At 72.0% G+C, this 26,740-nt stretch carries 25 protein-coding genes; 9 read left to right on the top strand and 16 right to left on the bottom strand.

Going from position 1 to position 26,740, the window contains the following annotated elements; all coding sequences use genetic code 11:
* Nucleotides 1-9: 9 nt before the first annotated feature.
* From Sdia_RS16375 to Sdia_RS30175, 4 genes are all read left to right on the top strand, one after another.
* Nucleotides 10-933, top strand: a complete 924-nt coding sequence (locus Sdia_RS16375; protein ID WP_115069655.1) for an NADP-dependent oxidoreductase — start codon at nt 10-12, stop codon at nt 931-933.
* Nucleotides 934-1,260: 327 nt separating this feature from the next.
* Nucleotides 1,261-1,872, top strand: a complete 612-nt coding sequence (locus tag Sdia_RS16370; RefSeq protein ID WP_124288339.1) for a hypothetical protein — start codon at nt 1,261-1,263, stop codon at nt 1,870-1,872.
* A gap of 23 nt (nt 1,873-1,895) precedes the next feature.
* Nucleotides 1,896-2,444, top strand: a complete 549-nt coding sequence (locus tag Sdia_RS16365) for a hypothetical protein (RefSeq protein WP_124288338.1) — start codon at nt 1,896-1,898, stop codon at nt 2,442-2,444.
* A gap of 401 nt (nt 2,445-2,845) precedes the next feature.
* Nucleotides 2,846-3,043 (top strand): hypothetical protein, encoded by a 198-nt coding sequence (locus Sdia_RS30175; protein ID WP_229831165.1) that lies wholly within the window; start codon nt 2,846-2,848, stop codon nt 3,041-3,043.
* A gap of 182 nt (nt 3,044-3,225) precedes the next feature.
* Here the strand turns inward: Sdia_RS30175 and Sdia_RS16355 are convergent, their stop codons facing one another.
* The 6 genes from Sdia_RS16355 to Sdia_RS16335 all read right to left on the bottom strand — a co-directional run bounded on the left by Sdia_RS16355 (nt 3,226) and on the right by Sdia_RS16335 (nt 9,515).
* Nucleotides 3,226-4,170, bottom strand: a complete 945-nt coding sequence (locus tag Sdia_RS16355) for a carbohydrate kinase family protein (RefSeq protein ID WP_124288336.1) — start codon at nt 4,168-4,170, stop codon at nt 3,226-3,228.
* 166 nt (nt 4,171-4,336) lie between these two features.
* Nucleotides 4,337-5,371, bottom strand: a complete 1,035-nt coding sequence (locus Sdia_RS16350; RefSeq protein ID WP_100457065.1) for a zinc-dependent alcohol dehydrogenase — start codon at nt 5,369-5,371, stop codon at nt 4,337-4,339.
* A 339-nt stretch (nt 5,372-5,710) separates the two neighbouring features.
* On the bottom strand, nt 5,711-6,064 hold the full coding sequence (locus tag Sdia_RS29770) for an MFS transporter (RefSeq protein ID WP_206432886.1): 354 nt from the start codon (nt 6,062-6,064) through the stop codon (nt 5,711-5,713).
* Nucleotides 6,007-7,050: an MFS transporter gene (locus tag Sdia_RS16345; protein WP_206432885.1), complete on the bottom strand. Its 1,044-nt coding sequence runs from the start codon at nt 7,048-7,050 to the stop codon at nt 6,007-6,009. The genes Sdia_RS29770 and Sdia_RS16345 overlap by 58 nt, the downstream gene beginning before the upstream one ends.
* Nucleotides 7,037-8,437, bottom strand: coding sequence for an FAD-dependent oxidoreductase (locus Sdia_RS16340; protein WP_229831160.1), 1,401 nt, complete (start codon nt 8,435-8,437; stop codon nt 7,037-7,039). The genes Sdia_RS16345 and Sdia_RS16340 overlap by 14 nt, the downstream gene beginning before the upstream one ends.
* Before the next feature lie 37 nt (nt 8,438-8,474).
* Nucleotides 8,475-9,515: a LacI family DNA-binding transcriptional regulator gene (locus Sdia_RS16335; RefSeq protein WP_229831158.1), complete on the bottom strand. Its 1,041-nt coding sequence runs from the start codon at nt 9,513-9,515 to the stop codon at nt 8,475-8,477.
* A 296-nt stretch (nt 9,516-9,811) separates the two neighbouring features.
* On the opposite strand from Sdia_RS16335, the gene Sdia_RS16330 reads away from it, so the two are divergent.
* The 3 genes from Sdia_RS16330 (at nt 9,812) to Sdia_RS16320 (ending at nt 12,853) form a co-directional block, all read left to right on the top strand.
* Complete coding sequence (locus tag Sdia_RS16330) at nt 9,812-10,822, top strand: AraC family transcriptional regulator (protein WP_100457062.1); 1,011 nt, start codon at nt 9,812-9,814, stop codon at nt 10,820-10,822.
* 79 nt (nt 10,823-10,901) lie between these two features.
* On the top strand, nt 10,902-12,029 hold the full coding sequence (locus Sdia_RS16325) for an MBL fold metallo-hydrolase (RefSeq protein WP_115069659.1): 1,128 nt from the start codon (nt 10,902-10,904) through the stop codon (nt 12,027-12,029).
* Nucleotides 12,026-12,853, top strand: a complete 828-nt coding sequence (locus Sdia_RS16320) for an SDR family oxidoreductase (protein ID WP_115069660.1) — start codon at nt 12,026-12,028, stop codon at nt 12,851-12,853. The genes Sdia_RS16325 and Sdia_RS16320 overlap by 4 nt, the downstream gene beginning before the upstream one ends.
* Nucleotides 12,854-13,088: 235 nt before the next feature.
* Here Sdia_RS16320 and Sdia_RS16315 read toward each other — a convergent pair whose 3' ends face one another.
* Nucleotides 13,089-14,234, bottom strand: coding sequence for a glutathione-independent formaldehyde dehydrogenase (locus tag Sdia_RS16315; protein ID WP_100457059.1), 1,146 nt, complete (start codon nt 14,232-14,234; stop codon nt 13,089-13,091).
* Between the two features lie 988 nt (nt 14,235-15,222).
* Between Sdia_RS16315 and Sdia_RS16310 the strand changes: the two genes are divergently transcribed.
* A complete protein-coding gene (locus Sdia_RS16310; protein ID WP_124288334.1) occupies nt 15,223-16,077 on the top strand; it encodes an aldo/keto reductase in 855 nt (284 codons plus the stop codon).
* A gap of 264 nt (nt 16,078-16,341) precedes the next feature.
* On the opposite strand, the gene Sdia_RS16305 is transcribed toward Sdia_RS16310, so the two are convergent.
* From Sdia_RS16305 to Sdia_RS16270, 8 genes are all read right to left on the bottom strand, one after another.
* Complete coding sequence (locus tag Sdia_RS16305) at nt 16,342-16,995, bottom strand: response regulator transcription factor (RefSeq protein ID WP_100457057.1); 654 nt, start codon at nt 16,993-16,995, stop codon at nt 16,342-16,344.
* Between the two features lie 98 nt (nt 16,996-17,093).
* Nucleotides 17,094-18,767 (bottom strand): sensor histidine kinase, encoded by a 1,674-nt coding sequence (locus tag Sdia_RS16300; RefSeq protein ID WP_124288433.1) that lies wholly within the window; start codon nt 18,765-18,767, stop codon nt 17,094-17,096.
* A 293-nt stretch (nt 18,768-19,060) separates the two neighbouring features.
* Entirely contained in the window at nt 19,061-19,567 is a 507-nt protein-coding gene (locus tag Sdia_RS16295; protein WP_100457056.1) for a nuclear transport factor 2 family protein, read from the bottom strand.
* On the bottom strand, nt 19,564-21,030 hold the full coding sequence (locus tag Sdia_RS16290) for an FAD-dependent oxidoreductase (RefSeq protein WP_100457055.1): 1,467 nt from the start codon (nt 21,028-21,030) through the stop codon (nt 19,564-19,566). The genes Sdia_RS16295 and Sdia_RS16290 overlap by 4 nt, the downstream gene beginning before the upstream one ends.
* Entirely contained in the window at nt 21,023-21,859 is an 837-nt protein-coding gene (locus Sdia_RS16285; RefSeq protein WP_100457054.1) for an SDR family NAD(P)-dependent oxidoreductase, read from the bottom strand. The genes Sdia_RS16290 and Sdia_RS16285 overlap by 8 nt, the downstream gene beginning before the upstream one ends.
* Nucleotides 21,860-21,963: 104 nt before the next feature.
* A complete protein-coding gene (locus Sdia_RS16280) occupies nt 21,964-22,779 on the bottom strand; it encodes an SDR family NAD(P)-dependent oxidoreductase (RefSeq protein WP_100457053.1) in 816 nt (271 codons plus the stop codon).
* On the bottom strand, nt 22,776-24,119 hold the full coding sequence (locus Sdia_RS16275; RefSeq protein WP_100457052.1) for an MFS transporter: 1,344 nt from the start codon (nt 24,117-24,119) through the stop codon (nt 22,776-22,778). Before Sdia_RS16275 ends, Sdia_RS16280 begins: the two co-directional genes overlap by 4 nt.
* 265 nt (nt 24,120-24,384) lie before the next feature.
* Nucleotides 24,385-24,840, bottom strand: coding sequence for a nuclear transport factor 2 family protein (locus tag Sdia_RS16270; protein ID WP_100457051.1), 456 nt, complete (start codon nt 24,838-24,840; stop codon nt 24,385-24,387).
* A 204-nt stretch (nt 24,841-25,044) separates the two neighbouring features.
* On the opposite strand from Sdia_RS16270, the gene Sdia_RS16265 reads away from it, so the two are divergent.
* On the top strand, nt 25,045-25,707 hold the full coding sequence (locus tag Sdia_RS16265; protein WP_100457050.1) for an IclR family transcriptional regulator: 663 nt from the start codon (nt 25,045-25,047) through the stop codon (nt 25,705-25,707).
* Nucleotides 25,708-25,819: 112 nt separating this feature from the next.
* On the opposite strand, the gene Sdia_RS16260 is transcribed toward Sdia_RS16265, so the two are convergent.
* Entirely contained in the window at nt 25,820-26,491 is a 672-nt protein-coding gene (locus Sdia_RS16260; RefSeq protein WP_100457049.1) for an IclR family transcriptional regulator, read from the bottom strand.
* Nucleotides 26,492-26,740 lie beyond the last annotated feature (249 nt).

The raw sequence follows: 26,740 nt of genomic DNA, 5'->3' as shown, positions 1-26,740 counted from the left end.
CGGCGGAAGATGGGAAAGGCATGGGGTTTCGGCAGGTATGGCGGACCCGAGGTGCAGGAGTTCTTCGATCGTCCCGACCCGGTCCCCGGTCGCGACGAGGTGCTGATCCGAGTCGGCGTCGCCGGCGTGAATCCCCTCGACCACCTTCTGCGCTCGGGGCTGGTCGACGGTCTCGACGGCGGGCGTCCGTTTCCCCGTGTACTGGGCATGGAGGCGGCCGGAACCGTTCTCGCGCGGGGCGAGGGCGTCGACGGGCTGGAGGTGGGTGACGCGGTCTTCGGCTTCGCACTCACCGGCGGCGGCACCTACGCCGAGACGACGGTGCTGTCCGCGCCGAACACCGCACGCATCCCTGAGGGGCTGTCCGCCACCGTGGCGGCGACCCTGCCAGTGGCCGGGACGACCGCGGTGGACGTGCTCGACCAGCTCAGCCTCCCGGCCGGCGCCACGGTCCTGGTCAACGGAGTCGGGGGCGGGGTCGGCCTCGCCGTCGCCCAACTGGCCCTCGGGCGTGAGCTGCGGGTGATCGGCACCGGGAGCACCGCCAAACGCGAGCACGCCGAGTCCATCGGGGTGCGGTTCGTCGACTACACCGCCGAGGACGTCGTCGGCACGGCACGCGCGCTGCTTCCGGACGGCTTCGACGGGATCGTCGACCTGGCCGGAGGCACCTCGCTGCGGACGGTCGCTCCGCTGGCCCGGGATCCCCGCAACGTCATCGCCGTGGGCGACAGGTCCGTGCCCGATCTCGGTGGGCGTTTCGTCGAGCGTCGCGTCGACCGCGAGAACCTTCAGCGGTCGGCCCGGCTGGCCCTCGACGGACTCCTCACCCCCGTCATCACCGCGGTCCATCCGCTCTCCGACGCCCCGGCCGCCCTGGCCACCGTCGAGACCGGTCACACCTCGGGCAAGGTCGTCGTCAAGGTGGCATGAGAAGTGCCCGGCCGCTTGTGTCAACCTCTTTGCCGAGGGCCCGGGTTCTGTTGGCCCTTGACGCCGCGCGCCGGTCCGGCCACTCTCTGAAGGACGAGGGGCCGACTGGGTGGAACCGAGCAGGCAGAGATCGCAGACCGGACCGCAGCGGGGCGACCAGGCACTTCCGACGTCCGTCGACAACGCTCGCCAGGGGCCTCACGGTCTCGTCGGCCGCTCACGACCGGCTCGGGGGCACCGTTCCTGCGCGATGACGAGCGAAGGAGGCTCACTGCGTTGAGCGATGAGCGTCCGCCCGGTCATGAGCCGGAAACCGGTGGTGTGCCCGTGCACCCGCAGCCCGAAGACCGTCTGGGCTCCGAGCGCTCGCTGGTGCGGGCCACGTGGGTCGTGGTCGCCGTGCTGGTCGCCTGGCTGCTCTTCGGGTTCGTCCGGGAGCCGGCGGCCTCCGGGGCGGAGCGGTCGATCGTCGCGGTCCTCGCCTGCTGCTTCGCCGTGCCCCTGTTGGTGACGAGGGGCTGGCGCGGGACACTCCCCGCGCTCGACCGGACTCCACGGCGAGCCACCGTCACCGGGCGCGTCCACTTCGCGGTGGATCCCGACTCCGACAGCGACGTGCCCGCCTTCGATCTCATCGAAGCCCGCGTCGACATCGACGGCGTCCAGGTCGGCACGACGATCGCCGACATCGTCGCCGCGGAGAGCCTGGCGCGCTTCGCGGTCGGCTCGGTCTGGGACGTGTACGCGTTCGAGGACCCGGCCGAGCTGAACAACGACCACCGGACCCGGGTCATCCTCACCGAAGCCCACGAGGACGTCGTCCGTACCGGATACGACCTCGGCACCTACGTGCTGCATCAAAGGCCGGGGCCGGGGTCGGACCTGCTGCTGCGCCGCTTCGCCGACGACCGCCACGCGAGGAAGGCGGCGGCGTCGTGACGCATGGGCGGCCCGAGGAGTGGATGAGCCGGGCGAGGACGCCGCAGACCCGGGCACGGATCCGCCGGTGGGCGCGGCTGGAGGACCTCTCCCGGTGGATCCTGTCGGTCGGTGCGGTGGCGTTCGCCGCGGCGGTCCCGGCCGGTATCGGGCTCGCCCTCTGGTTCTGGATCGCCGGCGTCGAACGGTTCGACGTCTTCGCCTGGCTGTACGGATCCGGCCTGGGAGTGCTGCTCATCGGGACCGGCCTCGACGTGTGGACCAACTCCCGGCTCGTGGAAGCCCGGTTCGCCGACGGACGTCGCACCGTGGGCGTCATCGGAGAGGTGGTCGAGCTGCCCGAGACCGACATCGACGGGAACCCGGCCTACCACCTCCTCGTCAGCGCCGAGCTTCCGGGACGGCCCGCGCTTCGGCGGACCATCGACTGGGGGTCGGGGGATTCGTCGGGGCCGGACGATCGGTGGGCCGGGCGGGCGGTCTGCTTCCGCCACAACACGTTCGACCCCGACGACGAGCACGACGTGCTCTTCGACGGGTGGCCCGAGGACTGGACCGAGAGCCGCCGATGACCTTCAAAGGCCCTGGTGGCCTGGCCCGCCCGCCACGGGAACCCTTCACCGAAGGGCACCTCGCCGTCGGTGTGATCGAGGAAGCGATCGAAGACGGCCCCAGCAAGGTCCAAGGCCCCGACATGCTCATCATCGGCGCTGACGTGCACGGGCACGGCGTTCTCCGCCGGAGGGTGACCTGCCCGCTGCCGTTACCCGGCAGTGGACGCGGCCTGGTCGGACGGGCCGTCGGCATCCGGCACCGCACGCACGACCCCGACGACATGGACGACGTGCGCGTCGTCCGGTGGCCGGTCGAGGTCGGAAGAACCCTGCAACGGTGTCGAGCCGGTCTTGAGGGTCCCAGGGCGGGACGTGCGCGGGCATGGAGACTTCTCGCTCAGTGCAGTGCGCTCGTCTCGGTGGCAGGCATCCTGCTGACCGTCGTGAGCCTCATCGTCCTGGTGTCCACCGCCGGCGGTCTGTTCGCCGAACTCCCGGCATGGTTCCGGCCCGGTGCGGTGCTCGCCGCGAGTGCGGGCGCAGCACTGCTGGGGCCGCTCATCTTCGCCTTCTGCGATTCCCGCGAGACGGCGGCTCTGTCCCGCTCCCGCGGGTGAATCCCGCCCCTTCGCCGACTACGCGCAGGTGACGGGGAACCGGCATCACCACGGTCGAGCACGCCCAGGAAGTAGCGCGGAGCTCGTGCGCGATCACGAGCGGCGTCCGTGGCACCTGCGCCCGGCTCGCCACGAGGTTCGGCATCGGCATCGCGACCGTTCAGCGTGAGGCGGGAGAAGGTTCAGTGTGCCGGGCCCACCTGCTCGGCGGGTGCCGGGGGCGGCAGTTCGCGGGCGAAGGGCGGTTCGGCGCCCGCGCGGGTGCACGTGATCGCGGCGGCGCGGGCGGCGAAGCCGAGGATCTGCCGCCAGGTGTCGGCGGACAGTCCGGCCAGGGCGTCGGCGGACAGCAGCTCCCGTTCGGCCAGGGTGTGCAGGAGGGCCGCGTTGACGGTGTCACCCGCGCCGATGGTGTCGACGACCCGGACGGGCTCGCCGGGCACCGAGTACGCGCCGCCGGTGCGCGTGTGGACCGTCAGGCCGGCCTCGCCCCGGGTGACCACGACGGCGGACGGGCCGGCCTCCAACCAGCCCGCGATGTCGCCCCCGAGCCATCGCGCGTCCTCGTCGCTGAGCTTGACCAGCGAGACCGACGGCAAGAGACGGCGGAAACGCGCCCGGTAGGCGTCCGGGTCCGGGATGAGGCCCGCCCGGATGTTGGGGTCCAGAGCGACGAACCGTCCGAGCCGTGCCTCCCGGTGCATGAGCGCCTCGTACGCGCTCGCTCCGGGCTCCAGCACCAGCGAGCAGGTACCGAACGACACCGCCCTGATCCCGTCGGGAAGGGCCCCCGGCACCGTGAACAAGCGGTCGGCGGTGCCTTGGCAGTAGAAGGCGTACTCGGCCGAGCCGCTGCTTCCGACCGAGGCCACGGCCAGTGTGGTCGGCTCCGGCCCCCGCTGCACCAGGGCGAGGTCGACCTTCTCCTCCCGCAGGCGGTCGGCCCGCATCGCGCCGAAGGCGTCCGTCGAGATCCGCGAGCAGAAGGCGGTGGCGGAACCGAGGCGGGCCAGCGCGACGGCCGTGTTGTAGGGCCCACCGCCCCGGACGGGCAGTAGCGGCGCCGAGGTGTCTCCGACGGTCTCGGGCACCAGGTCGATCAGTGCCTCACCGGCGACAGCGATCACTGCGGGTTCCTTTCACGGTTGGCGAGGAGCGGAACTCCCCCGGGGGCGCGGCGCGTTGGCGCGAGACGCAGCCCACGGCCGGTTCCGGCGGAGCCGTGCGGTGCTGGCCCGCGCCGGGCCGAGCCGGCTTGCCCTCTTCGCGCGGGCGTCGAGGTGCGGACGGCCCTCACGGTGCGGCGGCGGTGATGAGCACCTTCACGTGTTCCGGTCGGAGCGAGGCGGCGAACGCCTCAGCCGCTTCCTCCAGCGGGTAGGTGGCGGTGACGAGCGCCTCGGCGTCGACGGCGCCGGAGGTGATCAGGTCGATGGCTCCGCGGTAGTCGTCAGCGGTGTACATGAGAGTCCCCTCGATGCGGATCTCACGGTCCTGGACGAGGTCCAGCCGCACCGGGGTGGTCCCGGCGGCTCCGACGCCGACAACGATGATCCGGCCTCCCTTGGCCACGAGGTCGGTGGCCTGCGCCATGGACTGCTCGCGGGCGACGCAGTCGAAGACCACGTCGGCCGGACCACCGAGGACCGCCTGGGCCTGTGCGACCAGGTCGTCCGCGTCGGCCGGGAGCGCGTCGGTGGCACCGAGCCGGACGGCCCGCTCCCGCTTGGTGTCCAGCAGGTCGGTGACCACGATCCGCGCGGCGCCGGCGTGCCGGGCGGCGGCCAGGACGAGCAGCCCGATGGGCCCGGCGCCGAGGACGGCCACCGCACGCCCCGTGAGGTCACCGGCCTTGGCGACGGCGTGCACGGGCGTGGCGAGCGGTTCGACCAGGGCCGCTTGGAGGTCGGACATCGTCTCGGGCACACGGTGGACGCGGCCGGCGTCGATGGTGAACAGGTCGGCCATGCCGCCGGGAGTCTGGCAGCCGAACACCCGCAGGTGCCGGCAGATGTTGTAGCGGCCGGAGCGGCACTGGTCGCACTCGCCGCAGTACAGGTTGGGCTCGATGATCACGCGGGTGCCCGGGGTGAAGTCCTCGGCACCCCGGCCGGCGGCGACGACCACGCCGACCACCTCGTGTCCGGGCCGGTAGGGCAGGCCGATGAAGGGGTGGTGCCCGAGAGCGGCGTGCGTGTCGGACCCGCACACCCCGATGACCGTGCTGCGGACCAGAAGTTCGCGGTCGCCAGGCTGAGGAGTGGGCACCTCTTCGAGGCTGATGTCGTCGATGGACCGGACGAGCACACGGCGGTTCGGTCGGTACATGCTGGTGGGTTCCTTTCGGTGTGGCGTGGCTTCGCGTGGGGGGCGGAGCAGGTCGGGGCGGAGCGGGTCGGGGCGGGGCTGGCGGTCGTGAAGGGGTTGACCGGGTCGTCCGGTGGTGGGCGTGGACCGTGGCCGCCGCGCCGCCTCCCGCAGCCGGGATCGCTGGGCGGGAGGCGGTGCGTACAGGGTCGCCTGCGTACGGCCGCGGTGGACCGTCGGCACGACGCGCACAGGCCCGGGGCTCCGCCCGTCGGGCCGCCCCGGGCCTGTGCGCCGTCCTTGGCCCGGGGTGCCGCCGGCCTGCTCGGGACGGCGACGGGGACCGGCTCCGTCCGCTGACTACGGCTGCCGCGTCGGTTCGGGGTCCCGGCCCCCGGCGGCCCGGGTCCTCCGAGGAGCGGTTTCGCGGATCGCGGTGATCGCGACGACCAGGGTGACGGCGGCCAGGAACATCACGTAGAAGGACGGGGCGAGCTTGCTGCCGGTGCTGGCGACCATCCATGTGGCCACGTAGGGCACCGTGCCGCCGAACGCCGAGACCACCAGGTTGTAGGGAATGGCCATCGCGCCACTGCGGATCCGGGCGGGGAACTGCTCGGCCATCATCGCGCTCAGCGCACCGTCGAACACGGCGATCAGGAGGCCGAGCAGCAACATGGCGCTGATGGCCGCCACGAGGTTGCCGAGCGACATGAGGTAGAACGCCGGCCAACTGCACACGACGAAGCCCGCGCTGCCGCGATGAGCATGGGCTTGCGGCCCACGCGGTCGGAGACGGCGCCCATGACGGGTACCGCGATCGCGGTGATGCCGATGGCGATGGTCGTGGTCGTGAAGGTCTCACTACTGCTGAACCCGAGGTCCCCGCTGAGGAAACTCGGCAGGAAGGAGACCAGCGCCCAGTGCCCGATCGCCTTGAGGAGGAGAATGCCGCAGAGCACCAGCATCGCCTTGTACCCGGTGCGGAACGCCTCCTTGGTCGGCGATTCCGCGACGTCGCCCTCGGCCTCCAGTTCGCGGAACTCCGGGGAGTCCGCCAACTGGACCCTGAGGTAGAGACCGACCAGGCCGAGCGGAAGCGCGAGGAGGAACGGGATGCGCCAGCCCCACTCCGTCATCGCCCCGTCGCCGAGCACGTTGATCAGGACGAGCGCGAGCGCGGAACCTGCGACGGACGCGACGAAACCGATGCCGTCCATCCAGCTGGTCATGTACCCGCGGCGGGTGCGCGGCGAGTGCTCGAAGAGCAGGGCCACCGCGTTGGACGTCTCACCGCCGGCCCCGAAGCCCTGCAGCATCCTGGCGATCACCAGCAGCACGGGCGCGAGGATGCCCACGCTGTCGTAGGTGGGCAGCGCGCCCATCGCGAAGGTGGAGCCCGACGTGAGCAGGACGACGATGACCAGAGTGCGCTGCCGCCCGATGCGGTCTCCGAGCGGCCCGAAGAAGAGGCCGCCGAGCGGTCGGAGAACGAACCCGACGGCGGAGACGGCGAAAGTGGCTAGCAGGCCGGCCGTCGGATTGTCGGAGACGAAGAAGTTCGCGGCGAGGTAGGCGGCCAGCAGCCCGTAGGTTCCGACGTCGTACCACTCGATGAAGTGCCCTATGCCCGCCGCCACGAGCACCTTGCGGGCCTGCGGGCTGATTCTCTGGTCTTCCGCCTCGTCACAGTCGCGCATCGGGTCCTCCCGCCGAGTCCGCGTGTGCCGGCGGTGTCACGCGGCCGCCCTGGTCGCGGATCGCTGTCCTGATCTCATTGGTGTCCAGCTCCCGCGGCTGCTTCTTGCCGGTCGCCGCGAGGGCGGCGGCCACACCGGCGGCCTGGCCGGTGGCTGCGCAGGTGGCACCCACCCGTGCCGATCCGAGCGCCTCGCGGTCCACCGAGATGCACCGGCCGGCCACGAGCAGGCCGTCGGTCTTCTGCGGCAGCAGGGTGCGGTAGGGAATCTCGTACGGGAGCGGTACGTACATGGCGTGGACGCCGACGTCGCCGGCCTGGTGCACGTCGATCGGCCAGCAGCCGACGGCGATGCTGTCGTCGAACCGGGTGTTGGCGCGTATGTCCTCGCCGGTGAGCGTGTAGGCGCCGACGAGGCGCCGGGTCTCGCGGACGCCGATCTGGGTGCTCGTGTGCAGCAGCCGTCCCTCAGCGAAGGCGGGGCTGTGCTCGCGCAGGGCTTCGAGGAGGACGACGGAGTCCTTGCGGCCGGTGATCTCCGCGCGGGTGAGTTCGTCCGCGTCGGACGCGTCGCCCACCACCCGGGTGGTGTTGACCCAGGCGATGTCCTTCTCCATGCCGCCGAACCACGGGCCGCCGAACGGCGGCAGCTCACCGCGGGTCCTGGCCTCCCTCATGGCGTCCACGTCCAGGTCGATGTCCCTGCGGGTGGAGGCGTACCGTCCCAGCAGCGGCTGCTTCAGCAGCGTCGCCTCGGGGCCGATGGGTATCCGCACCGACGCGTTGTGCTCGCGTTCGGGGTCCGGGCTCACGTTGCCCACCCGGAACGGCATGGTCATGGGCTGCAGGGTGTTGCCCTTGACCCAGTCGGAGCCCGCGCCGGCCACGACGTCGCCGTTGCCGGTGCAGTCCACGGTGACCGAGGCCCGGACGGCACGTCGGCCGTCGACGTTCTCGACGTACACGCCCCGCACGGCGCCGTCCTCGACGATGGGGCGGGCGCCCCAGCTGTGCAGCAGGAGGCCGATGCCCTCGGCCTCGATCATCTCGTCGGCGACGCGCTTCATGACCTCCGGATCGGAGTTCAGCACCCAGCCGTCGCCGTCGACCGCGCCGTTCTGCTCCGCGGCGCGGGCCAGCCATTCCGCGGGGACGCCCTCCACGCACCGCTGGTACGGCCGCAGCCAGGAGTTGTATCCGGCGAGCGTGAGGACCATGCCCGCGGTCCACATGCCGCCGAGGAAGCCGTGCCGCTCCACGAGGAAGGTGCTCGCCCCGGCCCGCGCCGCGGCGACGGCGGCGCACACCCCGGCCGGTCCGCCGCCGACGACCAGGACATCCACGTCGGCCACCACCGGGATCTCCCGGCCCTGTTCATACACCGTCATCTGTCGTTCCGCCGCATTCGGCATGATCGTGGTCCTCTCAGTTCGATCCATGGGGGTTCCGGCCACCGGCCGAGGCGCGGACCTTCAGCTCCGGCGGAAGCCAGATGCTCGTTTCTGGTGCCGTCGAGCCCTGGATGCGCTCGAACAGCAGGTCCGCGGCGCGCGCTCCGATCTCGTCGGCCGGCGGGCGGACGCTGGCCAGCGCCGGTCGGAGGTAGGCGGCGAAGGGCATGTCGCCGTGACCGATCACCGCGACGTGGGCGGGTACGTCGATGCCCTTCTCCGCCAGTGCGCGGTACAGGCCAAGGGCGAAGTAGTCACTGCCCGCCAGTACCGCCGCACCCGGTTCGAGCCTGCTCACCAACTGCTGGGCGCACCGGTAGGCGGCATCGGGCTCCCACGGCAGTACGCGCCGCCCCTCCACGGACTGCGGCACCAGGGTGACGGCGTCGTCCTCCGGGAGGCCGCGTTCGGTGAGTGCGCGCCGGAAGCCCGCGCGCCGGTCGGCCGCCGAGGAGAACGGCACGTCCTCCTCCAGCAGGTGGACGCTGGAAGCACCGGAGTCGAGCAGATGGCCGGCGGCTTCGTACGCCCCCCGCTCGTGGTCGACACCGACGAAATCGCAGGCGAAGCCCTCCAGTCCACGGTTGACCAGAACGATCGGCACCCCGGAGTCCCGCAGTCGCTGCCAGTGCTCCGCGCCCTCCTGGACGGGAATCACCACGGCACCGTCCACGCCCCACCGCAGGAGTGCCTCGGCCGCGTTCCGCTCCGTGGCCAGGTCCTCCTCGGTGACCATGAGCAGCAGCGAGTAGCCGTTCGCCCGGCAGCGCTCCTCGACGGCGCTGATCAGCAGTGAGTAGAACGGGTTGGCCGGGTGGGTGATGACCATGCCCAGCGTCATCGCCGAGCCGGACACCAGTGACCTGGCGATCGAGTTGGGCACGTAGCCGAGCCGGTCGGCCTCGGCGCGGATGCGTGCGCGCAGCTCCTCGCCGACCGAGTCCTTGCCCGCCAGGGCACGCGACACGGTCTTCACGGAAACCCCGAGCGAGTCGGCGATTGTCTTGAGTGTCACGCGTCCGCCAGCCGGCATCGTGTGCCCTTCCCGTGGGTGACCATCATGGAGGTAAACGTTTACCCGGATTGTCGTGGGAAACATGGGTAAGCGTTGGGGTCAGCGATTACCTTAAGGACCGGCCCCTCCCCGGTCAATACCTCCGCGCTCCCGATCGCCGCGCCGTCGCACTCCACGCCGGCGGCAGGTCGGGGATGGCGGACAACCGGCGCGTGCCCCCTTTTCACGGCCGACGGGCGCTTGGGCCCGCGGGCCGGCGATGGTCGGCCGGAGCTAGCATCGCCCCCGTGGGAGCGATGATCCGGGGAGCCAGCCTGCGCGGATTCGCACGTCTCGTCGAGGAACTCGGTGGCGACCCGGTGGCATTCACCGAGCGGTTCGCGATCTCCCCGGACGCGCTCACCTCCGAGGAGGGGCTCGTCCCGATCACCGCGCACGACCTGATGCTCGACGCGGTCTCCGTCGATCTGCGGTGCGCCGACTTCGGCCTCCGTCTGGCCTGCGGCCAGGATCTCAGCGTCCTCGGCCGGCTGGCGCTGGCCATCCAGGCGTCGTCCACGGTGGCGGAGGCGCTGGAGTGCGCCTCGCGCTTCATGTTCGTGCACAGCCCCGCTCTGAGCGTCGGCGTGGAACCGGACCCGCGAGGGCGCCGGGAGGTGGTGGCGCTGACCTACCGGAAGGATCTGCGTGAGTCGCCGTACTCCCCCCAGGCCATGGAACTCGGGCTCGCGCTCTTCCACCGGGTGGCGGTGGCGCTGACCGGTGGGCTGGCCGGTCTCCGGTCGGTCGAACTGCCCCACCAGCCCCTCTCGCCGGTGTCCCGGTACGCCGAGTACTTCGGTGTGGGGGTGAGCTTCGGGTGCCCCGCCGCCGCGCTCCGGGTGGAGCGGCGACTGCTCGACCAGGAGTTCCGCGGCGCGGACGCGGCGATCCGCCGGCTCGCCGTGGACTACCTGACCGGCCACCACACCGATCCGGAGCGTCTGGTCTCCACTCACGTCCGCCGAGCCCTGGCCGCGAGCATCGGCGCCACCCCCGCCGTACTCGGCCAGATCGCTCGGCTCCTCTCGATGCACCCCCGCACGTTGCAGCGACGGCTCGCCGCGGAGTCGACCAGCCTCGAGGCGATCGTGGACGACGTGCGGCGGGACATCGCGCTGCGCCACATCACCACCACGGACCTGCCGCTCGGCCAGATCGCGGCGATGGCGGGGTTCGCCGAGCAGTCCGGCCTCAGTCACGCCGTACGGCGGTGGGAGGGCACCAGCCCGTCCCGGCTCCGGCGCCGCACGCGCGGCACCTTCTGAGATTGTCGCGCTGAAACAAGTTCCGGCCTGCCGGGGAGGGCATCCTGCTGCCCCGACGACCGAGAGCGAGGAGCAGCCCATGGCGACTGCCGGAACCGACCAGCTGGCCGGGATCGGTGCACGGCCGATCCCCGAGTTCGACGGTGTGCACGACGTGTGGCCGCGCGGCGAGCGGTTGCGGGCGGTCCGCGAGGCCGCCTCGGCGTACAAGGAGCGCTTCAAGGCCCAGGGGCGGGTGCACGCGGTGAAGTCGGTCGACATCGCCGCGGCGCCGTACCCGGTCAAGTACGCCTTCCACAACGCCGTGTCGGTGCCGAGCCTCCCTCTGATCTCGATGATCAACCGCATGATCGTCGTGCAGTACGAGGACTTCGACGGCCGGGCACGCACCCTCGTCTTCGAGCCGACGGTGCCGGACGGCTCCGCGGAAGCGCCCTTCTACCGCAACCTGCAGAAGATGATGGACAAGGTCCCCGGCGGCAAGGTGCTGGAGCGGACCGTGCTGAGGTACTACGCCGAGCCCGGTGATGTCCTGCGTCGGCTCGGGCTCGCCCCCGACGACATCGATTTCTGCACCTTCGACCACCTGCACGTGCAGGACCCGCGGATGATCCTCGGGTCCACCGAGGTCATCGAGGGGGAGTCGGCTCCCCGCGGACCGCTGTTCGGCGGGGCGCGGATGCTCGTACACCGTCGTGAACTGGCGACGTTGCAGTCCCTGCACCCGATGCAGTGGGCGTGGTACGTCGACGGCGGCCTGGACGGCGTCGACCCGGCCCGGTTCGTCACCTTCGACGGCGACATCGAACTCGGCCCCGGTGTCACGCTGCTGTGGACCCCGGGGCACACCGACGGCAACCACTCCCTGGCGCTCAACACCCCCGACGGGGTGTGGGTGTCCTCGGAGAACGGCATCTCGCTGGACAACTGGCAGCCGGAACTGTCCAGGATCCCCGGCGTGCGGCGCTACCACCGGAACTTCGGCCGGGAGGTCTGCCCCAACGCCAACACCCTGGAGGACTCCCTCGACCAGTACGACTCGATGGTCAAGGAGAAGACCCTCGCCGACCGGTGCAAGGCGGACCCGCGCTGGCTGCAGATCCTGCCCTCCACCGAACTCGCCCCGTGGAAGCGGTTCTGGCCGGTGGTCCCCACCTACGTCCACGGGGGCATCGGATACGGCGAGATCAAGGGCGGACGGCGATGAGGCGCTCCCCCGCCGGGGCGGTGGTCACCGGAGCGGGCCGGGGGCTGGGCCGGATGCTCGCGGCACTGCTGGTCGGACGCGGCCACCGCGTGCTGGTCACCGACATCGACGAGGACGCGGCGCGCACCACGGCCACCGGGCTCGGGCCCGATGTGCTGTGGGCCGGCGTCGACGTGCGTGACGAGGCCCAGGTCGACGCGGCGCGGGACCGCATCGCGGCCGAGGCGGGACGCCTGGACCTGTGGGTCAACAACGCCGGCGTCCTCGCGACCGGGCCGGCCTGGGAACAGGCGCCGGACGTGCGGCGCCTGATGCTGGAGGTGAACGCCCTCGGCACGGTCAACGGCACGGTCGCCGCGATCGAGGCGATGCGGGGCACGGGCGGGCACATCCTCAACGTCGTGTCGCTCGCCGGTCTGACCCCGGTACCGGGTGAGGCGGTCTACGCCGCCTCCAAGCACGCCGCGATCGGCTTCAGCCTGAGCACCCTCGCCGACCTGCGCCTCGCCGGGATCAAGGAGATCGACATCTCCTGCGTCTGCCCCGACGGCATCTGGACCCCGATGCTCCACGACAGACTCGACGATCCCGCCTCCGCGCTCTCCTTCTCCGGCAAGCTGCTCGAACCCGAGGAAGTCGTCGACGCCGTCGGCAAGGTCCTGGACCGCCCGCGCCCGGTCACCGCGACGCCGGCCTGGCGCGGGCTGCAGGTGCGTCTGGCGGACGCCCTTCCCTCGTTCGGGCTGCGCGCCCTGCCCCTCGCGGTCGCGCGCGGCAGACGGGTGCAGCGCAAGATGCTGGCGAAGTCCGCTCGTCGCGGGTGACCGGTGCGGGCGGGGCGCCGCTCCCCCGGCCGGCGCCCCGCCCGCACCGGGCTCGCGCGTCCCCGGCCGGCCGGACGCGCCAGGCGGCGGGATGCTCACCTCCGCACTGCCGGACGGTGGACGGGGTGCACGGAAGCTGGGTGCGGGCGGGCCGTGGCACCGGGGGCGTTCCTCAGGGGACCGCCGGCCCGTCCGGGCCGCAGGACCTCGGTCGCGCTCCGGCCCGCGGCGTCGGTCAGGCAGCGCTCAGGCCGGGCTGGAGCACGACCTTCGAGTAGCCGTCCTCCCGCTTGTCGAAACGCCGGTAGGCGTCCGGAGCGTCCTCCAGGGGCAGCCGCTTGGAGACGACGAAGCTCGGTGAGGCGCGGCCGGCGATGATGAGGTCGCGCAACTGCTGGTTGTACGCCTTGACGTTGGCCTGCCCGGTGGCCATCCGCAGCCCCTTCTCCCAGAACTCGCCGATGTTGAACAGCAGCCGGCCGTGTGCGGCGTCCTCGTTCGGAGCGCCGGGGTCGGAAGGCACGTACAGGCCGACGACTCCGAGCATGCCGGTGGGCCGGACGGCCTTCACGAGGCTGTTGAGGACGACCGCCGGCTGCTCCTCGCCTTCCTGCGCGGTGGCCTGGTAGCCGACAGCGTCGATGCCCTTGTCGGCCCCGTCCCCGTCGGTCTGCTCGGTGATCTGCTCCACCGCGTCCACCTTGCTGTAGTCGACGGGTATCGCGCCGATCTGCTCGGCGAGCGCCAGCCGGCTCGGCACCTTGTCGATCACGAACACCTTCGACGCCCCCCGCAGCAGCGCCGAGTAGGCAGCCATCAGCCCGACCGGCCCGGCGCCGGAGACCACCACCGTCTCGCCCGGACTGACCTGGGCCAGCTCGGTGGCGTGGTATCCGGTGGGGAAGATGTCGGCGAGCATGGCGAAATCGTCCTCGTGCTCGGTGCCGGGCGGCAACCGCAGGCAGTTGAAGTCGGCGAACGGCACCCTCAGGTACTCCGCCTGCCCGCCGCCGTAGGGGCCCATGGACACATAGCCGTAGGCACCCCCGGCGAAGCCGGGGTTGACGGTGAGGCAGAAGGCGGTGCGGCCCGCCAGGCAGTTCCTGCAGAACCCGCAGGCCACGTTGAACGGCATGCTGACCCGGTCCCCCGGCTTGACGCCGGCGACTCCCTGGCCGACCTCCTCGACGATCCCCATGTTCTCGTGTCCGAAGACGATGCCGGCTTCTGCGGCCGTGCGCCCCTCGTACATGTGGAGGTCTGAGCCGCAGATCGCGGTGGAGGTGATCCGGACCAACGCGTCGGTGGGGTCCTGGATGCGGGGGTCCTCGACCTGTTCGACGGCGACCTTGAACGGTTCCTTGTACACGACGGCCTTCATGCTGTGCTCCTTCCACCGGGACAGTGCTGACGCTGCTCGCGCCGTCCTCCGACTCGGCCGCGTACCGGCCAGACGACCGGCCCAGCCGGTCCGGTCGCCGCGAGCGGCGGGGGCTCTTCCGGCTGGAGAGGTGTTGCCGAAACGGGCCCGACGACGTGGGCCGGACACCTGGCCCTGACGTTCGCGTTCCTTCCTGCGCAGGAGACTGACGTCCGCCTGGCGCCGAGCCCGTCTCCCGCCCGGAAGGCCGGGGTCGCCGGGTGTGCCGGTACCACCGGCACACCGAGAGAGCCCGGTCCGCTGCGGACAACCAGGGCGGACCCGAGGGCCGTGCAGCACCGGTCGCGGTCCGGGCGAAGCAGCCGTGCCAGGACATTCCCGTCATCCGGTCGCGCGGCCCCTGGGGCATTCCGTTCCCACAGTGCCATACATCCCTCCGGTCGTCCTGTCCGGTTTGACCGGGGCCTCGGCGCCGCCCGCGCGGGACCGGCCGATCGGTGGTGGCCTCCGCGTCCGGTGCGACAGCGGTGGTGGTCAGGGCCGAGCCGCCCTTCGCAGGTCGCCCCAGCGGGTACGCGTCGCCCGCGCTCCCGGAGCGCGCGGCGCACCGCGCTGTGCCGCTGCCTGGACCTGACGCCCGGGGCTCTCCGTACCTGGTCTGCCGCGGGCGTCGAGCGGGTCGTGATGCCGGCGCTCGCGGATCCTGGATCCTTCCGCGTCCGCGGTGGCTCCCGCCGTGACCGGCGGTGCACGCGGGCACGGCTGCCGCACGCAGCGCCGTAGCGCGAGATCAGCGGGCTTCACCGGCCGGGCGACTCACCCGCGCCGAAGAGGTCCGCTGGTGTGGCGTGTCCCCTGCCCGTTGCGCGGTGCGTCTCGCCATGCTGGGGAACGCCGGCGACCCGGCCGCGACCTCCAGGTGGCCCGGAGGGGCTGTCGACGTCGCGTGCGCCGGCCGCCGGCACGACGACCGAAAGAAGAGAGACACATGGTCCTGAACGAGAGCTACACCCTCTCCAACGGCGTTGGCATCCCCAAGCTGGGCCTGGGCACCTGGTTCATCGACGACGACAAGGCCGCACAGGCGGTTCGCGACGCCGTCGGGATCGGGTACCGCAACATCGACACCGCACAGGCGTACGGGAACGAGCGGGGAGTCGGAGAGGGCGTGCGCGCCGGCGGCATCGCCCGGGACGAGCTGTTCGTGTCCAGCAAGCTGGCCGCCGAGATCAAGAACTACGACGACGCGGTCGCCGCGATCGACGAGTCTCTGGTGACGCTGGGCCTGGACCACATCGACCTGATGCTGATCCACAGCCCGCAGCCCTGGGCCGACTTCCGCGGCGGAGACTACGCCGAGGGCAACCGCCAGGCGTGGAAGGCGTTGGAAGAGGCGTACCAGGCGGGCAGGCTCCGTGCGATCGGCGTCTCCAACTTCCAGCGGCGGGATGTGGAGAACATCCTCTCCGCCTGCACCGTCGCCCCGCAGGTGAACCAGTTGCTGGTGCACGCGGGCAACACCCCGGTCGAACTCATGGCGTACTGCGAGGAGAAGGGCGTCCTCGTCGAGGCGTACTCGCCGATCGCTCACGGGGAGATCCTCAAGAATCCGGACGTCCGGGCGATGGCCGACCAGTACTCGGTGACCATTCCGCAGCTGTGCATCCGCTACACCCTCCAGCTGGGCACCGTGTCGCTGCCGAAGACCGCCGATCCCGAGCACATGCGGAGCAACGCGGAGGTGGACTTCGTCATCTCCGAGGACGACATGGCCACACTCCGGGGGATGCACGCACGGGACTACGGCGAGAACAGCGCCTTTCCGGTCTACAGCGGCACGTAGGGGCGTCCAGGAGTTCGTCCACGAGCAGCCCACCGCATCGTCCCTCCTCGGCGCACCGGCCTGGGATGCGTGGGAGTCGCCCGGTCCTCCCGGACGGACGGCACCCCGCGAACGGGGCGCCGCCAGGGCACCGGTGCCCGATTCCCGCTCAAGTAGCGGGGCGACCCAGGTGGTGCGCGACCGGCGGGCAGGGACGGTGCTCCCGGGGTGGCGAACCGGCCGTGACGGAGCGACGGCCCCCGTACGAGATCTTCGCCGCCGCGGTCACTCCCCCAGCCCCGCGTCCCGCGCCAGCAACGCGGCCTGCACCCTGTTCTCGCACTCCAGCTTGGCGAGGATGCGGCTCACGTAGGTCTTGACCGTGGCCTCGCTCATGTGGATGCGCTGGCCGGCGTCCGCGTTCGACAGGCCCTCGCCCAGCAGCGCCAGGACCTCCCGCTCCCGGTCCGTCAGCTTCTCCAGTCGGCGGCGGGCCTGTTCCTCGCGGTGGGCGGTGCCGCCGGATGCCAGGGAATCCACCACGTGGCGGGTGGCGCCGGGTGACAGGTACGCCTCGCCCGCCGCTGCCGCCCGTACCGCGCGCAGGAGTTCCGCGGGTGCCGAGTCCTTCAGGAGGAAGCCCGCGCCGCCGCCGCTCAGGGCGCGGAGGACGTTCTGCCGTTCGCCGAACGTGGTCAGGATCAGCACGTGCACCCGTGGCGCCGCCCGCCGCAGTTCGGCCAGGGCGGTCAGGCCGTCCATGACCGGCATCTGGATGTCGAGCAGCGCCACGTCGATGTGGTGGGTCCGGGCGAGTTCGACGGCCTCGCGGCCGTTCGCCGCCTCGGCGACGACCTCGATGTCCTCTGCCGAGGAGAGGATCATCCGGATGCCCGCCCGGATCAGCGGCTCGTCATCCGTCACCAGAACCCTGATCACGACTCTCCTGTGCGGTCCGTGCGGTGCGTCGTACCTGCGAGCATCGGACCATCATCCCCGATCGGGCCGGCGGTCACGAAGCCGGGCGCCGTCCGTGCTCAGCTCTCGACCTCGAAGGACTTCTTCTCCACCAGTTCACCGTCCTTGAAGCAGAAACGGAAGACCGGTTCGGCGTCCCAGCTGCTGCCGAACTCCGTGGAGAGCAGGGTGAGGCACCGCGCTCCCTCCGGAACGGGCGGTGCGCCCTTCTCCACGCCACTGGTGAGGAAGGAGTCCCCGTCGGGGAGTTGCCGCCGGACCTCCGCCTCGGACTGGCCGACCTTCACCGCGTCGTACTGCTTCGGTTCGATCATGGCCTCGTCGGCCTCGCGGAAGAGGAAGACACCGCCGACGATCAGCGCGGCCAACAGCAGTACGGCGATCAGAGCCGCCACTCCGCAGCCGATGGCTATGCCGCTGCCCCTCTTGTTCCTGCTCATTGCCTTGGCCAGCTCCTTCGGAAGACCGTTCCCGTCGATGACGGGTCCCATCTCACCGAAGGAGCCGGCCGGAATCTGTGGGCGAAAGTCGTCCGGGGCAGCGACGAACGTCGCTTGGGCCACGCCCGGCGAGGTGTACGGCAGAACGCCCGCGAGGCGGAACCCGCCGTCCGCCGTACGGCCCGCGTGCACCATGCCGCCGACGAGCCGGGCCCGCTCCTCCAGCCCGGTCAGCCCCTGGCCGCCGTGGGCCACGCTGCCGGGTGCCGGTTCCGCCGCCGGGCGGTTGGTGACCTCGACGACCAGGGAGTCCTCCTCGTACCGGAGGCCGACCGTGATCGAGGCGCCGGGGGCGTGCTTGTGGGCGTTGGTCAGGCCCTCCTGGACCACCCGGTAGGCGGCGTGGTCCGCGGTCGGGGCGAGCGGGCGCACCTCGCCGGAGCGTCGCAGCTCCACCGGCGTACCGGCCCGCCGGGAGGTGTCCACCAGGCTGTCGACGCCGGCGACCCCGCGTGACGGGGTGCCGGGGTCCTCGCCGTCCCCGTCCGGGGCAGGCTCGGCGCCGTCGGGGCCGGGAGTCTCGGTGCCGTCCCGCAGGAGACCGACCACGTCGCGTAGTTCGTGCATCGCGGCCACGGAGGCCGCCCGCAGCACCCCGACGGCCTCGCGTTGCCGTCCGGTCAGCTCCTGGTCGACTTCCAGTGCGCCGGTGTGGACCGCGATCAGCGCGAGCTGGTGGCCGAGGCTGTCGTGCATGTCCTGGGCGATGCGCTGACGCTCCCGGATCCGGGCGTGCCCGGCTATCATCGCGCGTTCGCGGATGAGCTGGGCGTTGTACTCGTAGAGGGTGTCGGTCAGCGTCCGGCGTTGCGACCAGTAGCGTCCGGCGAGGCCGGGCACGATGAGCGAGACCAGCAGCCACAGCCCGCTGAGTGCCAGGAGCGACGGGGAGAGCAGCGTCGGTTCCCACGCCACGGACAGCCCCAGGGACAGGCCGTACGCGAGGGCGAAGACCCCGGCCGCCCTGCCGAGGCCGCCGATCCGCCGCCCGGCCGACCACGCGGCGATCACTATGAGCGGGCCGGCGCCCGGGAGCGTCACCGAACCGACCGAGGACACCAGCAGTACGGTCGCGGGAAGCACCCGGCGCAGCACCGACAGCAGCCCGACGCCCAGCGCGACGCCGACGGTCTCGACCACGCCCCGGTCGCCCAGCACTCCGAAACCGGCCGCCACCAGCATCAGGAGCAGGGACAGCGCCGATTCCCCCACGATGCGCCGGGCAGGCCACATCCCGGGGGCGGACAGGGCCCGCCACAGCGCGGCCGGCTGGAGCACCCGGCGCGGCCTCGTCGGCGGCGCCGGGTGGACGGATGCTGCGGGGGGCATGGATCGCACACGAGTCACACGCCCACGCTATGCCCCGCCCGCCGGCCGCCGCAGTGGCCCTTCGTCGTCGCGGCCCGCGACGAAAGTCGGCGGTGCGTCCGCACGACGCCCTCAACACGCCGACCGGGACGGCGGCACGGCCGTCCCGGTGCGGCCCAGGACCTGACCCGCGTCAACAACGCTCGTGATCAATACACCTATGCGGGGCTGCGGTGCCCCCAGGTGTACACGGGATCGGTGCCGTCGCGTCGCGAGGCGACCCAGTCGGGGTTCAGGCCGTCGGTCATGGGGACGACGCGCGACTCGTCGAACACGACGACCCGGTCGGCGATGCCCCAGGAACCGTCACGCCGCTCGAACCGGTCGACGTACCGGCAGCGGATGACCGCCAGGTCCTGCTCCCCGCCGGGCTCGGCGGGTTGCTGCCGCAGGAAGCAGAGGCAGTACGACTCGACGTCGGCGCTGTGCTCCCCGGTGAACTCCACGAGGACGTTGGTGATGAAGTGCTGGGAGGAGTCGATGGTGCGGTGCCGGGCGCGGATGTCCTCGACGAGTCCGGCGGCGTCGCCCGTGTACCCGCCGTGGACGTCGACCGCGTCGTCGAAGTAGCAGGCGGCGATGGCGTCGTGGTCGAGCCGGTCCACCGCGCGGGCGTACCGGAACAGGACGTCCTGGATCGCGAATCGGTCGTCGGCGCGGCTCATGCGGGGTCCTCCTCGGTCCTGGGTGATGACGCGGCGGCGCGGGCGGCCGCCTCGCGGCCGGCGACCCGGCCGAGTACCAGCGCGTGGGCGACGGAGTTGCCGCCGCCGACGTAGCGTTCGCCGAGGATTCCGCCGGCGGCCTCCCCGGCCGCGTACAGGCCCGGCAGGGCCCGGCCGTCGGTGCCGAGCACACGGGTGCGGGCGTCCACCTCGAGGCCGGTGTGGGTGCAGACCAGTTCGGCGGGGAGCATCCGTACCGCGTGGAACGGTCCGGTCGCGATCGGGGCGAGGTGCGGGTCGACGCCCTTGGCGGCGAGGGATTCGTGGCGCAGGAAGTCCTCGTCGTTCCCGTTGGCGAACAGCGCGTTGAAACGGGTGACGCTCGCGGTCAGGTGGTCCGCGGGCACGTCCATCAGGGCCGCGAGTTCCTCGAGGGTGTCGGCGCGCAGGACGACGCCCTTGGCGGCCTCCTCCAGGATCCGGTCGGCGTCCCAGTCGGCGTAGCCGGGGGGCAGCGAGGTGCGGGCGTCGTCGTCGAAGACGGACCAGACCCAGCCCCCATGGTCCTTGAGGATGCCCGGGCTGACGGCGTACGGGGCGTCCTCGTCCATGCAGCGCCGGCCGTCGAGGCCGACGTGGATGCGGGAGGCGGGCGGGAATCCGCTCTGCCAGTGGTGGTACCGCTGGAACTCGGCGGTCACCAGGAGCAGGCCCCAGCCCTGGCCGAAAAGGGCGAGGTCGTGCCGCTCGGCGATGCCGACGTGGTCGCCCCGGCAGCCGGGTGCGGCCACCACGAACAGCGCGTCGCCCGCGACCTCGGCGTCGGGAAGGAACCGGCGGACCAGGTCCGCGTCGGCGGCGAGGCCGCCGCTGGCGATGACGACGGCCGGTGCGGTGGCCTCCTCGCCCTCGATGACGACGCCTTGGACGGCGCCGTCCCGGACCACCAGGTCCTCCACCCGGCTGCCGAGGGCCAGGTCGACGTGGAGCCGTGCGCGGGCCTTGTCGAGCACCTGCACCAGTCCGTAGCCCTGGTCCTTCGGAACGTGGCCTCGCCAGACGTCCTCCACACCGGCCCGGGTCAGTCCGGGCTCGTGGGCGCTGCGCGAGACCTGGGCGGGTATCTCGACCCCCAGTTCGAGCAGCCACTCGACGGCGCTGCCGGACTCCTCGCAGAACATCCTGACGGGGCCCGGCCTGACCCGCCAGCCGTTCAGGTCCATGTAGTGCTGGAACATGCGCAGCGGCGAGTCGTCGACGCCGAGGCTCTCCTGGACGCTGGTGGCCGAGGCGGTCAGCAGGCCGGCCGAGAGCTGGGTGGAGCCGCCGATCTCGTCCTCGGCCTCCAGCAGCAGCACGCGTGCGCCCGCCTGGGCGGCTGAGATCGAGGCGGCCAGGCCGGCGCCGCCGGCGCCGACGACGATGACGTCGTAGTCGTGGGCGGTGTCGTGGGGCTCAGACATGCTGCGAACCGCCGTCCACGGGGATGCTGACGCCGGTGATGTACCGGGCGCTGTCCGAGAGGAGGAAGTAGAGGGCGGCGAAGACCTCCATGGGCGCCCCGATCCGGCGGAGCGGGACGGTGGTGAGTGCCCGGTCCATCGCCGCCCGGTCCTCGCGGATCCAGCGGGTCATCTCGGTGTCGATGTAGCCGGGGGCGATGGAGTTGACGCGGATGTTGTCGGGGCCGAGCTCGACGGCCATGCAGGTGGTGAGGTGCCGCACGGCGGCCTTGGAGGAGTTGTACGTGGCCCGGGTCGGGCGTGCCCGGACGGCGGCGACCGAGGACATGTTGACGATCGCGCCGCCCCCGACGGTGCGGAAGTGGCGGGCGGCGGCCTGCCCGCCGTACACGACGCCGTTGACGTTGACGCCGTAGGTGAGCGCGAGCTGCTGGGGGGTGATGTCGGTGAACGCGGCCTGGGGGAAGACGCCGGCGTTGTTGACCCACAGGTCGAGCCGGCCGAACTCGCGCAGGGCGGTGGCCACCAGTTCGTCGCCGGCGGCCGGGTCGGTGACGTCGGCGCCGACGCCGACCACGCGGCCCGCGCCGTCGGTGCCGGCGAGGCGCGCGTTGATCCTCTCGGCCACGGCGGCCATCTCCTCCTGGTCGAGGTCGCCGCCGACGCCGTTGACGCCACGGCGTGCCAGCTCCTCGAGGAAGAGGGCGCCCATGCCCCGGCCGGCGCCGGTCACGACGACGGTGCGGCCGACCAGCTCCGGGTTGATGGCGGGGAGGGCGTCGTGGTTGACACGGCCGGGGTTGTCGTCGGCTGCCTGGGTGCTGGTCATGAAGGTTCCTTCAGGTGGGTGGGACGGGTGGGTGGTCGTGGACCCGGCGCCGACGTGCGGCGGGCGTCGGCGCGCGGGCCTTCGGACCGGCTCGGTGGGGCGGTTCACGGCCTGTCGGCCAGTCCGGCGAGGATGCGGTGGTAGAGACCGCCGGAGGTCAGTCCGCCGTCGACGACGACCTCCTCGCCCGTGATGTAGGTGGCGTCGTCGGACAGCAGGAACGCGACCACGCGCGCGATCTCCTGGGGAGTCGCGAGCCGGCCCGCGGGCACCGACCGCACGCTCTCGTCCACGAAGGCGGTGTCGGGGGCCTGGTGGAGCAGGGGTGTGGAGGTGAGTCCCGGGTGGAGCGAGTTCACGCGGACGCCGTGCGGCGCGAGTTCGAGCGCGCCGACCTTCGACAGGCCGCGGACGCCCCACTTGCTGGTGCCGTACGTGGCGGAGAAGTAGCCGACCATTCCGGCGATGGAGGAGACGTTCACGACCGCGGCGCCACCGGCCTCGGCCCCTCGTGCGAGGGCGGGGGTGAGTGTCTTGAGGCCGTAGAAGACGCTGGAGAGGTTGACGTCCATGACGCGCCGCCACTGTTCGACGGTGGTGTCGGCGATGCCCGCGCGCAGGCTGACGCCGGCGTTGTTGACCAGGCCGTGGAGGGGCCCGGCGGCTTCCACCTCGTCGGCCAGCGCACGCCAGGAGTCGGCGTCGGCGACGTCCAGGTGAACGGCCCGCCCCGACCCGCCGGCCGCCGTGAGTTCGGGGACGAGCGTCTCGGCGGCGGCCACGTCGATGTCGGCGGCCCAGACGTGCGCCCCCTCGGCGGCCAGTGCCAGGCAGTCGGCCCGGCCCAGGCCGCCGGCGGCGCCGGTGACCAGGACCGTACGGCTCTCGAACCTGCGTCGGCCGGTCTGCGCGGGGCTCACAGTTGCAGTTCCTTTCCGCGGGTCTCCTTGAGGAAGAAGGTGGCGATGAAGGTCATGAGCGCGGTGGCGAGGAGGTAACCCGCCGGCGCCAGGTTGTTGTCGGTGGTGCTGATGAGGAGTGTGGCGATGAAGGGCGCCGTGCCTCCCAGCGCCATGTTGGTGACGTTGTTGCTCATCGCGATGCCGCTGTAGCGGTAGCGCGCCCGGAAGATCTCGGCGTAGGTGGCGAACGAGACACCGTTGACCAGGCCGATGAAGAAGGTCAGCGCGCACTGGGCGAGGACGGCGGCCGCCGGGCTGCCGTCGCGCATCACCATGAAGGCCGGGAAGGAGATGACGGCGGTGACGCCACTGCCGAAGAAGAACACGGGCCGGCGGCCGATGCGGTCGCCGACGTACCCGGCGATGGGCAGGCTGATCACCGCGGCGACCATGGCGATGCAGGTGGAGGTGAAGGCGAAGTCGGCGGAGCGTCCCCCTTCGGTCTGCAGGTAGCTGGCGGCGTAGACGCCGGCCACGTAGTAGCCGCCGACGATCAGCGCGCCGAGGAAGATGACGAGCACGATCTGGCGCCACGCGTGGGTGAACACGTCGGCGATGGGGTACTTCGCCACCTCGACCGAGTCGCTCTCCTGGACGGCCTCGAACTGCTCGGTCTCGGGGAGCTGGCTGCGGATGTAGAGGCCGATCAGGCCGATCACCGCGCTGAGCAGGAAGGGGATGCGCCAGGCCCAGTCGTGCAGGGTCTCCGCGCTGACGGCCGAGGTCAGCAGCAGCGCGACCAGCGAGGCGACCAGCGAGCCGAGGTAGGTGCCGGTGTTGACGAACGAGGTGTGGAACGCCCGTCGGTGTGCCGGGGCGTGCTCGGAGACGAAGGCGTTGGCGCCGCCGAGTTCGCCGCCGGCCGCGAAGCCCTGGAGGCAGCGGCACAGCACCAGGAGGACGGTCGCCCAGATGCCGAGCGTGGCGTACGAGGGGATCAGGCCGATGCCGGTGGTGGCGATGGCCATCAGCAGGATGGTCCAGGTGAGCGCCTTCTTGCGCCCGTACTTGTCGCCCATGTGGCCGAAGAGGATGCCTCCGGGGGCCCGGAGGAAGAAGGCGACGGCGAAGGCGGCGAAGGTGGAGAGCAGCGCCGTGTTCGGGTCGCTCTCGACGAAGAAGTGCGCCGAGAGCAGGGTCGCCATGTAGCCGTAGATGCCGAAGTCGTAGTACTCGACGACGGTTCCGAGGATCGCCGCCCGGATGACCTTCAGTGTGGCGGCGGGGTTCTCGCCGACTTTGGGTGACGCCTCCCCTGAGTGGTTCGACGGCGTCGGTTCGGCTCTCAGGTCTGCCATGGGTCGGTCCTTAGAACGCGCGGAAGCTTGAGTGGGGCACGGGAGGTCGTGGGGCGACGGGGGAGCGCGGTCGCTGTCGGACGTCCCGGGCGGTGCGGGGCGGGCGGGGCGGGTACCGGTGTCCTCAGCCAGAGGTAGCGCCGGCCGGCGCCCGTGCCCCTCGCCGACACTCCGGGGCCTTCGGGCTGGTGGCCGCCGGGCCGGGTGTCGTCGTGGAAGGGTCGGGGTGCGTGCGGGCAGAGACCGGGGCGCGGGGCCCCGGGCGTCAGACCTGGGGGGCGGTGGGAGCGCCGTCGCGGTGTACGACGCGAGCGGCGATCCGCCAGTCGCCGCCGTCCTGGACGACCCGGTCGGTGAGGGTCGTGAACCGCTCGGTGTGCGGGGTCCCGCCGGCGGGGGTCGCGACGATCTGCAGATACGCCTCCACCTGGAGCGTCCCGGCTCCGTCGTCGCCGGTCAAGGCCACATTGCTGACCACGTGCCGGCGCACCACGCCGTCGGCGGCGCAGTCGGCGGAGAACCGTTTCGCGAACGCGGTCAGCGCGGCGGTGCCGGTCACGGGGGCGGGATAGGTGGGCGAGGTGAAGGTGCCGTCCGCGGTGAAGGTCGCTGCCCAGTCGTCGGCACGGCCACCGTCGATGAGGTGACTCTGGAGGTGGTAGAGCTGGTGGATTTCGGCCAGCCGGGCACTGGCGGCAGGCGCCGGCGCGTGGGGATTCATAGGGAGATCCGTTCGGCTCGTGTCCTTCTTCCGGCAGTCGTCCGGCCGCTGGAGAGGAGAGCTTGCGACACACCGAGATTGTGTGCGATATTCGCACCACCTGTGCGAATACTGGGAGCATAGGGAGCTGGCTGAAACCCGTCAAGGGATGAATTCGTGACTTCACCTTCGCCGACCAGGTCGGCCCCCGAACTCGACGCGGGCATGTCCAAGACGCTTCACCACGGGTTGCTGCTGCTCAGAGTGGTCTCCGAGCATCCGCAGGGCCTGACCGTCAGCGAGCTGGCGGACGCCATCTCGGTCCACCGCACAGTCGCCCACCGCCTGGTGCGGACCCTGGAGGCGCACCAGCTGTGCCGCCGCGACCACCAGCGCCGGGTCGTCCTGGGCACGGGCCTGGTGTCGCTGGCCGAACCGGTTCAGCAGGACCTGCGCGCGCTGGCCCGGCCGGTCCTGGACGAGCTGGCCGAAAACACTCGGGCCACCGCGCATCTGCTGGTCCGGGAGGGCGACACCCAGATGCGCGCGCTCATGGTGGTGGAACCGCGCGGCGCCCTGGTCCACGTGTCCTTCCGGCCCGGGCAGACCCATTCCATCGAGCAGGGCTCCGGCGGCGTCGCCGTACTCGCCCACGGCCCGCACCGCGAGGGGGAGCGCGCGGAGGTCACCGAGGCCCGCGCCAAGGGGTACGCGGTCACCACGGGCGAGGTCATCCCCGCCGTGACCGGCGTCTCCGCCGCCGTCCCGGCGGGCAACGGGAGGGCGGCGGCCAGCATCGGCGTCTCGGTCTTCGAGTACACCGACCTCGACCAGCTCGGCACCATGGTCTCCCGCGCGGCGAGGAGCCTGGGCGAACTGCTCGACTGACGCCCGAGGCCGGCCGCGGCGGCACCGGCCGCCGCGCCTGGCACCCGCCCCGGCGATCTCCGCGCGAGGCGGTCCCACCGGTACGGCGTCCGCCGTACCGGTGGGACCGGGTTCAGGCGCGGCTGAGCTGTGCGAGCCGGGCGGCCGCCCCCCGCACCAGCTCGCCGAGACGGCCGACGTCGACCTCCCCCATGGCGACGGTGCCGACGGAGGCGCCGAGCAGGTGCGGCACCTCGAAACCGGCGGCCACCCCGACGGCTCCCTGCTGAAGCTCTCCCGCGGTGACGCTGTAGCCGGCGTCCCGCGCCTGCCTCACGGCCTCGGAGTCGCCCCGGGCCGCCGGCTGGAGCGCCAGGATGGCGATGCCGTTGGCCCCCTTGTCCAGCGGGTGGCCGGCCCCGATGCGGTAGCTGACCTGGAAGATCGTCTGCCGGGCGGGTTCCGCGGACAGCACGGGGACACACGCGTCGTCCCCCTGGGCCAGGGAGAGGAACGCGGCCACCCCGGCGGCGTCGGCGAGTTCCTGGAGGACGGGTCCGGCCGCGCGAATGAGCTGGGGCTGGAAGCGGCCGGCGAAGACGACCGCGCCGGCCCCCAGCCGGATCCTCTTTCCCACGCCCCGGGCCACCAGCGCGTGCTGCTCCAGCGTGTCGACGATGCGGTAGGCGGTCGCCCGGTCGGTGCCGAGCCGCGTCGCGATCTCGGCGACCGTGAGCCCCTCGGGGGCGAGGGAGACGAGGCTCAGGGCCCGCAGGCCACGGTCCAGACTCTGCAAGGTGGCCACGTGGGCATCCTCCTGTGTTCGCTCCGCGGGTCGTGGCGCGCCGCGCCTTCGGACACGGCGCGCGGCCACTCGAAGGTTAGCCATCCGGCGGCCCGGCCCGCCGACGACTGCCGGTGCCCGCCGTCGCCACGGCAGCTCAGGCACGGCTCCCACCTCGGCCGATCCGCGACACGGCACCTCTTGACCGCGCCCGGGACGCGAACTATGTTGCACACAAGTTGCGGACACCGCACAGAAGTGTGCGCCAGG

It is taken from the genome of Streptomyces diastaticus subsp. diastaticus, assembly GCF_011170125.1.
GTDB classification, from domain to species: Bacteria; Actinomycetota; Actinomycetes; order Streptomycetales; family Streptomycetaceae; genus Streptomyces; species Streptomyces diastaticus.
Note: the sequence above shows the minus strand (reverse complement) of the source record. Positions and strands in the feature narration are given on the sequence as shown.

Excerpts from the sequence above, each read along its gene's own strand:
- Sdia_RS16375 (WP_115069655.1), top strand. The coding sequence starts at position 10 with ATGGGAAAGGCATGGGGTTTCGGCAGGTATGGCGGACCCGAGGTGCAG.
- Sdia_RS16365 (WP_124288338.1), top strand. The coding sequence starts at position 1,896 with ATGAGCCGGGCGAGGACGCCGCAGACCCGGGCACGGATCCGCCGGTGG.
- Sdia_RS16350 (WP_100457065.1), bottom strand. The coding sequence starts at position 5,371 with ATGTACCGACCGAACCGCCGTGTGCTCGTCCGGTCCATCGACGACATC.
- Sdia_RS29770 (WP_206432886.1), bottom strand. The coding sequence starts at position 6,064 with ATGTCGCTCGGCAACCTCGTGGCGGCCATCAGCGCCATGTTGCTGCTC.
- Sdia_RS16345 (WP_206432885.1), bottom strand. The coding sequence starts at position 7,050 with ATGCGCGACTGTGACGAGGCGGAAGACCAGAGAATCAGCCCGCAGGCC.
- Sdia_RS16340 (WP_229831160.1), bottom strand. The coding sequence starts at position 8,437 with ATGACGGTGTATGAACAGGGCCGGGAGATCCCGGTGGTGGCCGACGTG.
- Sdia_RS16330 (WP_100457062.1), top strand. The coding sequence starts at position 9,812 with ATGATCCGGGGAGCCAGCCTGCGCGGATTCGCACGTCTCGTCGAGGAA.
- Sdia_RS16325 (WP_115069659.1), top strand. The coding sequence starts at position 10,902 with ATGGCGACTGCCGGAACCGACCAGCTGGCCGGGATCGGTGCACGGCCG.
- Sdia_RS16320 (WP_115069660.1), top strand. The coding sequence starts at position 12,026 with ATGAGGCGCTCCCCCGCCGGGGCGGTGGTCACCGGAGCGGGCCGGGGG.
- Sdia_RS16315 (WP_100457059.1), bottom strand. The coding sequence starts at position 14,234 with ATGAAGGCCGTCGTGTACAAGGAACCGTTCAAGGTCGCCGTCGAACAG.
- Sdia_RS16310 (WP_124288334.1), top strand. The coding sequence starts at position 15,223 with ATGGTCCTGAACGAGAGCTACACCCTCTCCAACGGCGTTGGCATCCCC.
- Sdia_RS16300 (WP_124288433.1), bottom strand. The coding sequence starts at position 18,767 with ATGTGGCCTGCCCGGCGCATCGTGGGGGAATCGGCGCTGTCCCTGCTC.
- Sdia_RS16295 (WP_100457056.1), bottom strand. The coding sequence starts at position 19,567 with ATGAGCCGCGCCGACGACCGATTCGCGATCCAGGACGTCCTGTTCCGG.
- Sdia_RS16290 (WP_100457055.1), bottom strand. The coding sequence starts at position 21,030 with ATGTCTGAGCCCCACGACACCGCCCACGACTACGACGTCATCGTCGTC.
- Sdia_RS16285 (WP_100457054.1), bottom strand. The coding sequence starts at position 21,859 with ATGACCAGCACCCAGGCAGCCGACGACAACCCCGGCCGTGTCAACCAC.
- Sdia_RS16275 (WP_100457052.1), bottom strand. The coding sequence starts at position 24,119 with ATGGCAGACCTGAGAGCCGAACCGACGCCGTCGAACCACTCAGGGGAG.
- Sdia_RS16270 (WP_100457051.1), bottom strand. The coding sequence starts at position 24,840 with ATGAATCCCCACGCGCCGGCGCCTGCCGCCAGTGCCCGGCTGGCCGAA.
- Sdia_RS16265 (WP_100457050.1), top strand. The coding sequence starts at position 25,045 with ATGTCCAAGACGCTTCACCACGGGTTGCTGCTGCTCAGAGTGGTCTCC.